This is a genomic window from Oceanicella sp. SM1341 (assembly GCF_003448965.1).
Lineage (GTDB): Bacteria > Pseudomonadota > Alphaproteobacteria > Rhodobacterales > Rhodobacteraceae > Paroceanicella.
The window spans coordinates 68,444-81,643 of sequence record NZ_QRGC01000020.1 but is presented as its reverse complement, the minus strand read 5'-3'; the positions used below and the strand labels follow the sequence as shown (position 1 = coordinate 81,643).

Genomic DNA, 13,200 nt, shown 5'->3' with positions numbered 1-13,200 from the left:
CGCCCCGATCGAGCAACCTGCGGGAGACAGGGATGACCAAAGGCATATTCAACCTCGCCGCCGTCGGCGCCACGGCCCTTCTCGGCCTCGCCGGCTGCGCGGACACGGCCTCGCGGGCGCAGGAGGCCGCCCCGGTGGCCGCGGCCCGCCCCGAGCCGCGCCCCGCCGAGGGCGCCGTGGCCGCGCCCCGGCCGGCCGATTTCGTGGCCTGGCGCAATGGCTTCCGCAGCCGCGCCCTGTCCCGCGGCATCCGCGCCGACGTGTTCGACACCGCCTTCGCCGGCGTGGGCGTGAACGAGCGCGTGATCGAGCTCGACCGCTACCAGCCCGAGTTCCGCCGCCAGATCTGGGACTATCTCGACCGCGCGGTCTCCGACACCCGGGTCGCCAACGGCCGCGACATGGCCTCCCGCTACGCCTCGCTGGTGAGCAGCATCGAGAGCCGTTACGGCGTCGACGGCCAGTACGTGCTCGCCATCTGGGGGCTGGAGAGCGCCTACGGCTCCTCCATGGGCTCGATGAACGTGATCGAGAGCCTCGCCACCCTGGCCTACGAGGGCCGCCGGCAGGACTTCGCCGAAACCCAGCTCCTCACCGCCCTGCAGATCCTGCAGGAAGGCGACGTGCCCGCCTCGCGCATGACCGGCTCCTGGGCCGGCGCCATGGGCCACACCCAGTTCATCCCCACCAGCTTCGAGGAATACGCGCAGGACTGGAACGGCGACGGCCGCCGCGACATCTGGGCCTCCGACCCCTCGGACGCCCTCGCCTCCACCGCCAACTACCTCGCGCGCTTCGGCTGGCAGAAGGGCCAGCCCTGGGGCGTGGAGGTGAAGCTGCCGGCAGGCTTCGACATCGCCCGCGCCGATGGCAACGACTGGCGGCCCGTGGCCTCCTGGCGGGCGGCGGGTGTCACCCGCATCTCGGGCGGCGCGCTGCCCGAGGCGGGCGAGGCGGCGCTGCTGGCCCCGGCGGGCGGGCGCGGCCCGGTCTTCGCCGTGTTCAAGAACTTCCAGGTGATCAAACGCTACAACAACGCCACCTCCTATGCCCTCGCCGTGGGCCATCTGGGCGACCGCATCGAGGGCGGCGGCCCGTTCGTGGCCTCCTGGCCGCGCGACGAGCAGGCGCTCACCGTGAACGAGACCATCGAGCTGCAGGAGCGGCTCACCGCGCTCGGCTTCGACACCCAGGGCTCCGACGGGCTGGTGGGCCCGAACACCATCGAGGCGATCCGCGCCTTCCAGCGCCAGGCCGGCCTCGCGCCCGACGGCTTCCCCACCAAGCAGCTCCTCGCCCGTGTGAAGAGCGCCGGCGGCTGAGCCTTGCCCCCGCCGCGGCGCATTGACTTTGCGCCGCGGCTGCGCCATCTGGGGCGCATGACACGCTCGCGCCTCAGCTTCACCGCGTATTATCCGCTGCCCTGATCGCAGCGGAGCGTGAGTCGTGCCTCATTCCCAACCGCTGCAGTGCCAGCGGTTGCGGCGAGTCCCGGCGCCCCTGGCACGCCCGTTCCAGGATCCCCGCCATGCCGGACCACCATAAAATCGCTCCCGATCCCCTGCCCCGGCTGGGCCTGCTGGGCTACGGCGCCTTCGGGCAGCTCGCGGCGCGGGCCCTGCGGGCGCGCTTCGACATCCGCGTGCATGACCCCTCGCTCGCCGCCGCTGCCGCCGCGGCTGAAGCGGGGCTGCGCGCCGTGAGCCTCGCCGAGGCCGCCGCCTGCCCGGTGGTGGTGCTCGCCATGCCGGTGCCGGCCTTCGCGGCGGCGCTCAGCGCGCTAGCGCCGCTGCTGCGGCCGGGCACGCTGGTGGTGGATGTCGCCTCGGTGAAGGAGGAGCCGGCGCGGCTGATGCAGGCGCTGCTGCCCGGGCATGTCGAGCTGCTCGCCACCCACCCGATGTTCGGCCCGCAGAGCGCGGGGGATGGCGGGCGGGCGGCGCTCGCCGGGCTCAAGGTGGTGCTCTGCCCGCTGCGCGGCCGGCGCTGGCGCGCGGCGGCGGCCCTGCTGCGCGGGCTGGGCCTGAAGGTGATCGTCACCACCCCGCAGGAGCATGACCGGCAGGCGGCGCTGAGCCAGGGCCTCACCCACCTGCTCGCCCGCGCGCTCGCCGGGCTCGACCGCACACCGGCCATCACCACGCGCAGCTTCGATCTGCTGATGCAGGCGATCGACATGGTTCGCGACGACCCGCCGGAGATCTACGAGGCCGTGACCCGCACCAACCGCCACGTGGCCGGCCTGCGCGACACGCTCATCGAGGCGCTGCGCGGCGACGCCCCGGCATCTGCCACCGGCACCGGGGCCGCGGCCCGGAAGGCTTGATCGGCGGTACCCGCCGGGCGACACTCCCGCCCGGCGATGTCCGCAGGAAATGCAGCGACGGATGTCCGGAGGATGTGGAATGGAAGACGACCCGCAGGCGGAGGCCTGGTTCGCCGGTCTCACCGCCTGGCGCGAGGAGCTCACCGCCCTGCGCGCCCTGCTCCGCGGTTGCGGCCTGACCGAGACCTTCAAGTGGCGCGCACCCTGCTACATGGCGGAGGGCGGCAACATCGCCATCCTCGGCACCCTGCGCGACGCCTGCGTGCTGTCCTTCTTCAAGGGCGCCCTGCTGGCCGACCCGGAAGGGCTGCTCTCGCCCCCGGGCGAGAACACGCGCTCCGCCCGGCTCATCCGCTTCACCGGGCCGGAGGAGGTCCGCAGCCGGGAGGCGGCCCTCACCGCCTGCATCCGCGAGGCGGTGGTGCTGGAGCGCGACGGCGCCCGGGTGGCTTTCGCGAAGGATGACCTCACCTGGCCCGAGGAGCTCACCGCCCGGCTGGCGCAGGACGACACCCTGCGCGCGGCCTTCGAGGCGCTCACCCCGGGGCGGCGGCGCAGCTGGCTGCTGCATTTCGGCGCCGCGAAGCAATCGGCCACAAGGGCGGCGCGGATCGAGCGCGCCGCGCCGCGCATCCTGCAGGGCAAGGGCCTGCAGGAGCGCTGATCGGGCTCAGGCGCCGGGCTCGACCTTGTCGGGCAGCGGGCCGGCCGGCACGCCGGGGCGGCCCGGGCCGGGGCCGGTCCAGGGCGCGCGCGGCCCCTTCTCGCGCATGCGGGCAAAGGCCGAGAGCGGGCCCGCCCGCATCATCCGGCGCAGCGGGTTGTCCTTCAGCGCGGCCTTGGCCTTCTCGAAGCGCATCACGTCGGCGATGCGGCGCTCTAGGAAGTCCCAGGTGCGCTCCGACCCCTCGCTCTCGTCGCCCAGCCAGTAGAGCGTGGTGGCCGAGATGATGCCCGAGAGGGTCATGCGCTTGGTGTACCAGTTCATGTCGCGCGAGCTGTCGCCCAGCCCGGTCCAGATCACGTCGGCGGTGTGCCACACCGCCTTCGCCCCGTCCGAGGCATGCTGCGGCAGGGCGAAGAAGCTCGCCCCGCGGCGCACCGCCTCCTTCTCCGGCGCGGCGATCTCGAGGCGGCGGCGCACGGCGAAGGCCACCCGCTCGGAATAGCGCATGGCCGCGAGGTCGGTGCTCGCCAGGGCCTCGGCCAGCTGCCGGTCGCCGTCGAAATGGAACTCGAGCACGAGGTCGGCGGCGCCGCGCGGGAAGGCGGCGCGGGCGAGCTCCGGGTCCATGCCCGAATCGGCAATCGCGGCCTTCAGCGTCGCCTCGCTCCAGCCGTCGAACACCACGTGGGGCAGCGCCGCGTCCAGCAGCGCCTTGCGGATTTCGGTCAGGGTGGGCATCGTTTCCGCTGTGTCGTCAGCCATGACAGCCTCCTCGTTTTTTACCCTTCGCAGAGGTGGACTCTCCGCGGTGCCATTGATATATAGCGCCCTCCTGCTCATTCCAAACTCTGAAAGGTGGTGAAAACAAGTGCAGGTAATGGTTCGCGACAACAATGTCGAACAGGCTCTGCGTGCCCTGAAGAAGAAGCTTCAGCGCGAAGGCGTGTTCCGGGAGATGAAACTCCGGCAGCATTTCGAAAAGCCGTCGGTGAAGAAGGCCCGTGAGAAAGCCGAAGCCGTCCGCCGCGCCCGCAAGCTGGCGCGCAAGAAGGCACAGCGCGAAGGTCTTCTGTGAGGCAACCCCTCGCACAGACCTGAAACGAACCGGCCGGGGCCTCCCCGGCCCGTTGCGACCCCCGAGCCACCGGCCGGGGGTTTTGCATTTCCGGAGACTGCTGCGATGAATACCGATGGCCGCCGCATCTATGCAATCGGCGATGTCCACGGCTGCCGCGAGGCCCTGGCCCGGCGGCATGCCCAGATCCGCGACGATCTCGCGAAGAACCCCACCGAGCGTGACGCGCTCCTCGTCCATCTCGGGGATTACGTCGACCGCGGGCCGGACAGCCGGGGTGTCGTCGAGGACCTGATGTCCTTCGAGATGCCGGGCGTGGAGATGCACTGCATCAAGGGCAACCACGACCACATGCTGCTGCGCTTCCTCGCAGCCCCGGAGGAGATGCACTGCCCCTACCACTACCTCACCCCCAACGTGGGCGGGCCGAAGACGCTGGCCTCCTACGGCGTGGGCGAGGGCCGGATGATGGACGTGCACGCCGCCGCCCTCGCCGCCGTGCCGCAGGCGCATCGCGACTTCCTCGCCACGCGCCCGCTCACCCTGCGCGCGGGCAGCTACCTCTTCGTGCATGCCGGCATCCGCCCCGGCGTGCCGCTCGCCGAGCAGGAGGAGCAGGACCTGATCTGGATCCGCGCGCCCTTCCTCGACAGCACCGACAACCACGGCTTCGTGGTGGTGCACGGCCATACGCCGGTGGATGACATCGAGGTCCACCAGAACCGCATCGCGGTCGATACCGGGGCGGTGTTCGGCAACAGGCTCTCCTGCCTGGTGCTGGAGGGCGACGAGCTCTGGCTGCTCGACGAGTGGGGCCGCCAGCCCCTCACCCCGCCCTGAACGGGCCCGGCCCCCGCCAGGACCGGGAAGTTTCACAGCAGCGGCAGCCCCGCCAGTGCGCGCGCGAACACCGCGAGGGTGAGCGCCGCCCAGGCCACGCCCGCCAGCGTCACGCCAGCACGGGCGCGCCGGGGCGCCAGCCGGTCGAGCACGGCGCCGATCAGCGGCAGGCCCTGCATGGCGTGGAGGGCGAGGAAATGCGCCGGGCGCAGGTCTCCCGCCCCGAGGCTCCAGCCGAAGAGCGGCACGGTGGCGCTGCCCGGCGCCGGGGTGCCGACGAAATGGCCGCCCTGCGCCCCGAGCCAGCCCGCCACAAGCAGCGTGAGCACCGCCCCGCCGGCAAGCCCCAGCACCAGCCCGCGCCGCAGGCCCGGGCCGAGCACCTTGCCCGGGCGCAGCAGCGCCGGCACCGGCAGCAGCGCGGCGAGGGTGATGGTGACCGCCCCCACCCCCATCGCCTGGTACATCGCGGCGTGGAACGGGTCGGAGACGAAGAAATGCGAAGGCTCCTGCCGCGCCGCCTGCAGGATGATGTAGGCCATCTCGCCCGCGGCACAGAACAGAACCACCGGCACGGCGAGGCGGAAGACGAGGGCCCGGCGGGTGGCTTCGGGCAAGAGCCCCGCCACCCAGCCCAGCGTGGCGAGATGCACCGCCAGCGCGAGGGCGAATTTCAGCGGCTTCGACCAGACCGAGACGCCGTCGATCAGCCGCGGGTCGGCCGCCATGGCGGCAAGGGCGAGGGCTGCCAGCACCAGCATCAGCACCGCCCCGGCGTAGTACTGCCGGTCTGCCGGCTCGGGCACGGCGGGCGCAAGGGTGAGGGTGAGCGCGCTCATGCCAGCCCCTCCGCCAGCGGGGCGCGCGCCCGCAGCGCCCGCGCCCCGCGCCAGCCGCCTTCCAGCGCGAGGCCGAGCAGGAAGCCCGCCGGGCCGAACATGAAGCATGTCGCCAGCACCGGCCATTGCAGCACCCGGGCGATGCCCGCCGCGTCGAGCCGCCGGGCCACCCAGGCGCCAAGGAAGAGGTCATAGGCGAGGTAATGCTGCCAGCCGGCCACCAGCACCGGGTCGGAGGCGAAGAGCGCCCGCACCCCGGCGATGGAGTTGAAATCGCCCCTTGCCGCCGCGAAATGCCCCAGCACCAGCAGCGTGTAGGCCGCCGCCAGCAGCAGCGGCAGCCCCACCCCGGCAAGCGCCAGCAGCCAGTCGCGCCGCGGGGCAAGGAAGAGAATGGCCCAGCCCGCCAGCGCGAGGCTGTTGGACAGGCCGAAGAGTGCGTCCCAGGTCATGCGTGCCTCCATATGTTTACGGTGGAAACATGCTGCGGGCGAATCGCGGGCCGGTCAACGAAATAAATTGACAGTGGAAACATGGCGCGGACAGATGGGGCCATGAGCGACAAACCCTATCACCACGGCGATTTGCGCCGGGCGCTGGTCGAGGCCGGGCTCGGCATCCTGGAGGAGAGCGGGCTCGAGGCGCTGACGCTGCGGGCCTGCGCCGCCCGGGCCGGCGTGAGCCATGCCGCCCCGCGCAACCATTTCGACGGGCTGACCGGCCTGCTCGCGGCCATCACCGCCGAGGGCTTCCGCCGACACGAGGCGGCGCTGCGCGCCGGCATCGCCGCGGCGCCGGAGGCCCCGCAGCTCGGCGCGCTGCGCGGCTACGTGGCCTTCGCACAGGCGAACCCGGCGCTGTTCAAGCTGATGTTCGGAGCGAAGAAGCTCCACGACGACCCGGAGCTGAGCGAAGCGGCGAACGGCTCGCTCGCCGTGCTGGCCGGGATCGCGGAGGGGCTGGACTGGCCGGGCGCCGGAGACCGGGAGGCGGCGATGGCGATGCTCTGGGCGCTGGCCCATGGCGTGGCCGACCTCACGGTGAACAACAGCCTGCGCGCCTGCACCCGCCCCGACGGCACCCTGCCCGGGCTGGCGGAGATCTACCCGGGCTACAAAAGCAAGAAGGGGGCGCCCGGCGCCCCCTCCTGAAGTCGTATCGCGGCGCGGATCAGTCCATCGCCTTCACGATGTCCTCGCAGATCTTCTTCGCGTCGGCGAGCAGCATCATCGTGTTGTCCTGGAAGAACAGCGGGTTGTCGACGCCGGCATAGCCCGAGCCGAGCGAGCGCTTCACGAAGAGCACCGTCTTGGCCTTCTCCACGTCCAGAACCGGCATGCCGTATATCGGCGAGCTCTTGTCGGTCTTGGCCGAGGGGTTGGTCACGTCGTTGGCGCCGATCACGAAGGCCACGTCGGTGCGCGCGAACTCGGAGTTGATGTCCTCGAGCTCGAACACCTCGTCATAGGGCACGTTGGCCTCGGCGAGGAGCACGTTCATGTGGCCCGGCATGCGGCCCGCCACGGGGTGGATGGCGTATTTCACCTCGACCCCGTGCTCCTTGAGCTTGTCGGCCATCTCGCGCAGGGCGTGCTGGGCCTGGGCCACCGCCATGCCGTAGCCCGGCACGATGATGACGGAACCGGCGTTCTGCATGATGAAGGCCGCGTCGTCGGCGGAGCCGCGCTTCACCGGGCGCTGCTCGGCGGCAGCCCCGCCGGCGGCACCGGCATCCGCCTCGGCACCGAAGCCGCCGAGGATCACCGAGATGAAGGAGCGGTTCATGCCCTTGCACATGATGTACGAGAGGATGGCGCCCGAGGCACCCACCAGCGCGCCGGTGATGATGAGCGCGGTGTTGCCCAGCGTGAAGCCGATGCCCGCCGCGGCCCAGCCGGAGTAGGAGTTCAGCATCGACACGACGACGGGCATGTCTGCCCCGCCGATCGGGATGATGAGCAGCACGCCCAGCACCATCGCGAGCACGATGATCGCCCAGAACCAGAAGGTGAGCTGGGTGGTGATGAGCAGGATCACCAGCACCAGCAGCGCCACGGCGAGGGCGATGTTGATGAGGTGGCGCCCGCCGATCATGATCGGCGCGCCGGACATGCGGCCGTCGAGCTTGGCGAAGGCGATGACCGAGCCGGTGAAGGTGATGGCGCCGATGGCGACACCGAGCGACATCTCGATGATCGACTGGGTGTGGATCGCGCCCGGCACGCCGATGCCGTAGGCCTCGGGCGAGTAGAGCGCGCCGGCGGCCACGAACACCGCCGCGAGGCCGACGAGCGAATGGAAGAACGCCACCAGCTGGGGCATCTTCGTCATCTCGATCTTGCGGGCGAGATAGGAGCCCGCGCCGCCGCCGATGGCGAGGGCGAGGATCACCAGCGCCCAGGCGCCGCCGCCCTGGGGCGGGTAGACGATCAGCGTGGTCAGGATGGCGATCGCCATGCCGATCATGCCGTAGCGGTTGCCCTGGCGCGAGGTGGTGGGATGGGAGAGACCGCGGAGCGCGAGGATGAAGAGCACCCCCGCGACGAGGTATGCGAATGCTGCGAAGTTTGCCATGTCGGAAGCCCCCTCAGCCTTTCTTCTTGTACATGGCGAGCATGCGTTCGGTGACGAGGAAGCCGCCGAAGATGTTCACCGCCGCGAGCACCGTCGCGATGAAGCCGAAGACCCGGGTCCAGCCCGAGGCGATGTCGAGGTCGACCCCGACCGCGATCAGCGCGCCGACCACGATCACCGAGGAAACCGCGTTGGTCACCGACATGAGGGGCGTGTGCAGGGCCGGCGTCACCGACCAGACCACGTAGTAGCCCACGAAACAGGCCAGGATGAAGGCCGAGAACAGGTAGATGAACGGCGAGGCGCCGCCGTGCAGCGCCGCGTCGGCGGCCTCGTGGGCCATGTCGGGCGCCTGGGTGGCGACCTGCGCGGAGAGCTCGGCCACGCGGGCGGAGAGCTCGGCCAGCTGGGTGGCGATGTCGTTGAGGGTCTCGGCCATCACGCGGTCTCCTTCTTGGCGAAGTTCGGATGGATGATCTCACCGTCCTTCGTGAGCTGGATGCCCTTCACCAGCTCGTCCTCCGGGTCGAGGGCGAAGCCCTCCTCGCCGAAGAAGGGCGACAGGAAGTTGTAGTGGTTGCGGGAGTAGAGGGCCGAGCTGTCCGCGGCCATGCGGCCGGGGATGTTCGGCAGGCCGAGGATGGTGACACCGTTCTCGGTGACCACGTTCTCGCCGAGCACCACGCCCTCCACGTTGCCGCCCTGCTCCACCGCCAGGTCGACGATGATCGAGCCGGGGCGCATGGAGGCCACCATGGCCTTGGTCACCAGGATCGGCGCCTTGCGGCCGGGGATCAGCGCGGTGGTGACCACGATGTCCTGCTTGGCGATATGGCCGGCCACCAGCTCCGCCTGCTGCTTCTTGTAGTCGTCCGACATTTCCTTGGCGTAGCCGCCGGAGGTCTGGGCCTGCTCGAACTCCTCGTTCTTCACCGCGATGAACTTGGCGCCGAGCGACTGCACCTGCTCCTCGGTGGCCGGGCGCACGTCCGTCGCCGTCACGATGGCGCCGAGGCGGCGGGCGGTGGCGATGGCCTGCAGGCCGGCCACGCCCACGCCCATGATGAACGCCTTGGCGGGGGCCACGGTGCCGGCCGCGGTCATCATCTGCGGCATGGCGCGCCCGTAGGCCGCCGCCGCCTCGATCACCGCGCGGTAGCCGGCGAGGTTGGACTGCGAGGAGAGCACGTCCATGGACTGCGCGCGGGTGATGCGCGGCATGAATTCCATGGCGAAGGCATCGACGCCGCGCTCGGCGCAGCCTTCCATGATCTCGGGCTGGTTGTAGGGCTGCATGGAGCAGAACAGCTTCTGCCCCTTGGCGAGCGACTTCAGCTCGGCCTCGGTGGGCGCCAGGATCTTGAGGATCACGTCGGCGCCCTTGAGGGTCTGCGCATAGGTTTTCGCGATGGTCGCCCCCGCGGCCTCGTATTCGGCGTCCGGAACGCTCGCGGTGAGCCCGGCACCGGACTGGACCACCACCTCGGCGCCCAGCTTGATGAATTTCTTCACTGTCTCGGGGACAGCGGCAACGCGCGTCTCGTGATCGCGCGTTTCCTTCGGAATCGCGATTTTCATAGTTTACCCTCGCCTAGATGTCCGCGCGGGGCGCGCGGGATCAGGAGTTGAACAGCGCCAGAAACACCAGGATCGCGGCCGATACGCCGACGAGCCAGGTGATCCCCTTCACGAAGGCAGCATAAGTTCGCTGCTGTTCAGCAATGTCCATCTGACCCGTGGTGTGGCCGTTCTCGTGTTCCGCCATCTTGTCCTCCGTTCTGGTCGCAGGGCAGGAAATTCCAATTTCACGCTCGTGTATAGCCTGCAACGCGAATGAACGCCTGTGGATTTTGGTCCCATGGGCGCTATGTCGCGCCGGCATTTTACGCAATTTTGTTGCGGCGGCCGCGAGCCCGCGGTCATAAACCGTTCGCAACACCTCATGCAAGCGCTATTCACCCGCGCCGCGCCCTGGCCTGCCCGTGCCCCGCCGGAGCGGCGCGCCTCATCCCGCGGTGGCCTGCCAGGTCCAGACACCGTCGGCCCCGGTCTCGCGCCGGGCGAGGCCACGGGCCGCGAGGGCGTTGAGGTGCCCCAGCGCCTCGGCCAGTGCCAGCCCGTAGATGCCATCGTCGATCTCGCGGCGGAACAGCACCGGGAAGCACTCGGGCGCGATGCGCGGCGTGCGGATGTGCTCGGCCAGCCGGGCGAGCGCGCCCTCGTGGTTGTCGATGAGCTGGCGCAGCCGCAGCTCCAGCCCGGTGAAGGGCAGCCGGTGGCCGGGCAGCACCAGGTGGTCGGGCTGCGCGAAGCCGGCCAGCCGGTGGCAGGAGGCGATCCATTCCTCCACCGGGTTCGCCCCCGGTTCGGTCACGTGCACGCCGAGATTGGGCGAGATGCCGGGCAGCACCTGGTCGCCCGAGAGCAGCAGCGGCGCGCTCGCCGTCTCCTCCCAGAGGGTGGCATGCTCGGGGGCGTGGCCGTCGCCGGTGCGCACGGTCCACTCCCGCCCGCCGAGGCGCAGCCGGTCGCCCTCGCCGATGCGGGTGTAGCCGGCGGGCATGGCGGTGACCATGTCGGCGAAGTTGAACGGCCGGGTGGTGGCCCGGGCTTCCAGCCGCCGCGCGTCCATGCCGGCGGCGCGGTAGAAGGCGAGGCTCTCGGCGCTCGACACCGGCTGCTCGTCGAGCGTGAGCATCCGCGCGGTGAGCCAGGCGGTGCGGGTGGTGAGCAGCTCCGCCCCCCGTGCCTGGAACCAGCCGGCGAGGCCCACGTGGTCGGGGTGGTGATGGGTGACGAGCAGGCGGCGCACCGGCCGCCCGCCCAGCGGGCCGGCCAGCAGCCGCTCCCACACCGCGCGGGAGCGCTTCGTGTCGAAGCCGGTGTCCACCACCGTCCAGCCGTCGCCGTCATCCAGCGCGTAGACGTTCACGTGGTCGAGCGCCATGGGCAGCGGCAGCCGCGCCCAGAGCACCCCTTCGGCGATCTCGGTCACCTCGCCCTCGGCGGGCGGGGTATCGGTGAAGGGCACGATGCGGGGCGCCTGCCCCTCCTGGCACTGGACGTTCACGAGGCAAGCGCCTCCGCGTCGAGCGCATAGAGCGGGGCGGCGCCCTCGCAGACCGTGGCGCAGAGCGCCGGCACCTGCGCCATGAGCTGGCGGATGTGGAAGCGGGCGAGCGCGATCTGCCGCGCGTCATCGGGCATCAGCAGCGCGCCGCGCAGCAGGTAATGCCCGCCCAGCACCAGCGCGAAGGCGCGCAGGTAGGGGCTCGCCCCGGCGAAACGGTCGTTGAGCGGCGCCTCCAGCAGCCAGTCGGTGGCGCGGGCGAGCTCGGCGCGGGCACCCTCCAGCGCTTCGGAGAGCGAGGGCTCGGCCGCCTCCGCCTCGGCCACCGTGGCGGCGATCCCGGCCATCAGGGCCCGCGCGGCGGCGCCGCCGTCGGCGAGCTTGCGGGCCACGAGGTCCATGGCCTGGATGCCGTTGGTGCCCTCGTAGATCGCCGTCACCCGCACGTCGCGCCAGTATTGCGCCGCGCCGGTCTCCTCGATGAAGCCCATGCCGCCGTGCACCTGGATGCCGAGGTCAGCGACCTCGCGGCCGATGTCGGTGCCGAAGGCCTTGCAGATCGGGGTGAGGAAGGCGCAGCGCGCCTCCCAGGCGGCGCGGTCCTCGCCGGCGCGGGCCATGTCGTGGCTCAGCGAGGTGTCGAGGCAGAGCGCCCGCGCGGTGGCGGTGAGGGCGCGCATGGTCATCGCCATGCGCCGCACGTCGGCATGGTCGATGATCGTGCCCTCGCCGCCCTCGATCAGGCTGCGGCCCTGGCGGCGCTCGCGGGCATAGGCCAGCGCCTGCTGCATCGCGGCCTCGGCCACGCCCAGCCCCTGCACGCCCACGCCGATGCGCGCCGCGTTCATCATGGTGAACATCGCCGCCATGCCGTCATGCTCGGCCCCCACCAGCCAGCCGGTGGCGCCGTCGAACTCCATCACCGCCGTGGCCGAGCCGTGCATGCCGAGCTTGTGCTCGAGGCTCAGCGCCCGCACCGCGTTGGCCCGGCCGGGGTTGCCCGCCTCGTCGGGAATGTACTTCGGCACCAGGAACAGCGAGATCCCCTTGGTGCCCTTGCCCCCGTCCGGCAGCCGCGCCAGCACCAGGTGCACGATGTTGGGGGTGAGGTCATGATCGCCCCAGGTGATGAAGATCTTCTGACCGCTCACGGCATAGGTGCCGTCGCCATTGGGCACGGCGCTGGCGCGCAGCGCGCCCACGTCGGAGCCGGCCTGCGCCTCGGTGAGGTTCATCGTGCCGGTCCACTCGCCGGAGACGAGCTTCGGCAAATAGGTGGCGCGCAGCTCCTCCGAGGCATGGTGCGCCAGCGCCTCGATCTGGCCCTGGGTGAGCAGCGGGTTCAGCGCCAGCGACACGCAGGCCCCCGACATCATCTCCCCCACCGCGGTGGCCAGCACCAGCGGCAGGCCCATGCCGCCATGCTCGGGGTCGGCCGTGATCCCCACCCAGCCGCCGTCGCGGATGGCGCCGTAGCCCTCCACGTAGCCGGGGGAGGAGCGCACCACGCCGTTCTCCAGCCGCGCGCCCTGCAGGTCGCCCGCGCGCTGCAGCGGGGCCAGCACATCGGCCGAGAGCTTCGCCGCCTCGCCGAGAATCGCCGCCACCGTGTCCTGCGTGGCCTCGGCGAAGAGCTCGGTCTCTGCCAGCCGTTCCGCGCCCACGATGCGCAGGCTCGCGAGGATCTCCTCCACGGGCGGGCGATAGGTCATGGCGTCTCCTCCTGCGTGTGATCCGCTTTCAACCGGCGGCGGGACGCGCTAGAAACCCGGGCCGGCCATTGCGCTGAACTCTAGGCCCCCCGCCGGC

Annotated in this window: 15 protein-coding genes; 6 read left to right on the top strand and 9 right to left on the bottom strand. The window is 71.1% G+C overall.

The features are described 5' to 3' along the window. Positions 1 to 32 precede the first annotated feature (32 nt). From D3P35_RS17215 to D3P35_RS17205, 3 genes are all read left to right on the top strand, one after another. Positions 33 to 1,322, top strand: coding sequence for a lytic murein transglycosylase (locus D3P35_RS17215; RefSeq protein WP_118136031.1), 1,290 nt, complete (start codon positions 33 to 35; stop codon positions 1,320 to 1,322). A gap of 206 nt (positions 1,323 to 1,528) precedes the next feature. Further along, complete coding sequence (locus D3P35_RS17210; protein ID WP_118136029.1) at positions 1,529 to 2,326, top strand: prephenate dehydrogenase/arogenate dehydrogenase family protein; 798 nt, start codon at positions 1,529 to 1,531, stop codon at positions 2,324 to 2,326. Positions 2,327 to 2,405: 79 nt separating this feature from the next. Next, the gene (locus D3P35_RS17205; protein ID WP_118136027.1) at positions 2,406 to 2,990 is read left to right on the top strand and encodes a YdeI family protein; all 585 of its coding nucleotides are present in this window, start codon (positions 2,406 to 2,408) and stop codon (positions 2,988 to 2,990) included. Between the two features lie 6 nt (positions 2,991 to 2,996). Here D3P35_RS17205 and D3P35_RS17200 read toward each other — a convergent pair whose 3' ends face one another. After that, the gene (locus tag D3P35_RS17200; protein ID WP_232830531.1) at positions 2,997 to 3,755 is read right to left on the bottom strand and encodes a COQ9 family protein; all 759 of its coding nucleotides are present in this window, start codon (positions 3,753 to 3,755) and stop codon (positions 2,997 to 2,999) included. Positions 3,756 to 3,861: 106 nt separating this feature from the next. Between D3P35_RS17200 and rpsU the strand changes: the two genes are divergently transcribed. After that, the gene (gene rpsU, locus D3P35_RS17195) at positions 3,862 to 4,068 is read left to right on the top strand and encodes a 30S ribosomal protein S21 (protein WP_118136025.1); all 207 of its coding nucleotides are present in this window, start codon (positions 3,862 to 3,864) and stop codon (positions 4,066 to 4,068) included. A 105-nt stretch (positions 4,069 to 4,173) separates the two neighbouring features. Then, positions 4,174 to 4,908, top strand: coding sequence for a metallophosphoesterase family protein (locus tag D3P35_RS17190; RefSeq protein ID WP_118136023.1), 735 nt, complete (start codon positions 4,174 to 4,176; stop codon positions 4,906 to 4,908). Positions 4,909 to 4,940: 32 nt separating this feature from the next. Here the strand turns inward: D3P35_RS17190 and D3P35_RS17185 are convergent, their stop codons facing one another. Beyond that, positions 4,941 to 5,747 carry a hypothetical protein gene (locus tag D3P35_RS17185; RefSeq protein ID WP_118136021.1) on the bottom strand — a complete coding sequence of 269 codons (807 nt, stop codon included), beginning with the start codon at positions 5,745 to 5,747 and terminating at the stop codon, positions 4,941 to 4,943. Further along, the gene (locus D3P35_RS17180) at positions 5,744 to 6,199 is read right to left on the bottom strand and encodes an abscisic acid-deficient protein Aba4 family protein (RefSeq protein ID WP_118136019.1); all 456 of its coding nucleotides are present in this window, start codon (positions 6,197 to 6,199) and stop codon (positions 5,744 to 5,746) included. The genes D3P35_RS17185 and D3P35_RS17180 overlap by 4 nt, the downstream gene beginning before the upstream one ends. A 102-nt stretch (positions 6,200 to 6,301) precedes the next feature. On the opposite strand from D3P35_RS17180, the gene D3P35_RS17175 reads away from it, so the two are divergent. Further along, the gene (locus D3P35_RS17175; RefSeq protein WP_118136017.1) at positions 6,302 to 6,898 is read left to right on the top strand and encodes a TetR/AcrR family transcriptional regulator; all 597 of its coding nucleotides are present in this window, start codon (positions 6,302 to 6,304) and stop codon (positions 6,896 to 6,898) included. A 19-nt stretch (positions 6,899 to 6,917) separates the two neighbouring features. On the opposite strand, the gene D3P35_RS17170 is transcribed toward D3P35_RS17175, so the two are convergent. The 6 genes from D3P35_RS17170 to D3P35_RS17145 all read right to left on the bottom strand — a co-directional run bounded on the left by D3P35_RS17170 (position 6,918) and on the right by D3P35_RS17145 (position 13,103). Beyond that, positions 6,918 to 8,321, bottom strand: a complete 1,404-nt coding sequence (locus tag D3P35_RS17170) for an NAD(P)(+) transhydrogenase (Re/Si-specific) subunit beta (protein ID WP_118136015.1) — start codon at positions 8,319 to 8,321, stop codon at positions 6,918 to 6,920. 13 nt (positions 8,322 to 8,334) lie between these two features. Further along, positions 8,335 to 8,760 (bottom strand): proton-translocating transhydrogenase family protein, encoded by a 426-nt coding sequence (locus D3P35_RS17165; RefSeq protein WP_118136013.1) that lies wholly within the window; start codon positions 8,758 to 8,760, stop codon positions 8,335 to 8,337. Beyond that, the gene (locus D3P35_RS17160) at positions 8,760 to 9,899 is read right to left on the bottom strand and encodes a Re/Si-specific NAD(P)(+) transhydrogenase subunit alpha (RefSeq protein WP_118136011.1); all 1,140 of its coding nucleotides are present in this window, start codon (positions 9,897 to 9,899) and stop codon (positions 8,760 to 8,762) included. Before D3P35_RS17160 ends, D3P35_RS17165 begins: the two co-directional genes overlap by 1 nt. Before the next feature lie 40 nt (positions 9,900 to 9,939). Beyond that, positions 9,940 to 10,086: an aa3-type cytochrome c oxidase subunit IV gene (locus D3P35_RS17155; protein ID WP_118136009.1), complete on the bottom strand. Its 147-nt coding sequence runs from the start codon at positions 10,084 to 10,086 to the stop codon at positions 9,940 to 9,942. A gap of 240 nt (positions 10,087 to 10,326) precedes the next feature. Next, on the bottom strand, positions 10,327 to 11,391 hold the full coding sequence (locus D3P35_RS17150; protein WP_370031681.1) for an MBL fold metallo-hydrolase: 1,065 nt from the start codon (positions 11,389 to 11,391) through the stop codon (positions 10,327 to 10,329). Further along, positions 11,388 to 13,103, bottom strand: a complete 1,716-nt coding sequence (locus D3P35_RS17145; RefSeq protein WP_118136007.1) for an acyl-CoA dehydrogenase — start codon at positions 13,101 to 13,103, stop codon at positions 11,388 to 11,390. Before D3P35_RS17145 ends, D3P35_RS17150 begins: the two co-directional genes overlap by 4 nt. Positions 13,104 to 13,200: the final 97 nt, after the last annotated feature.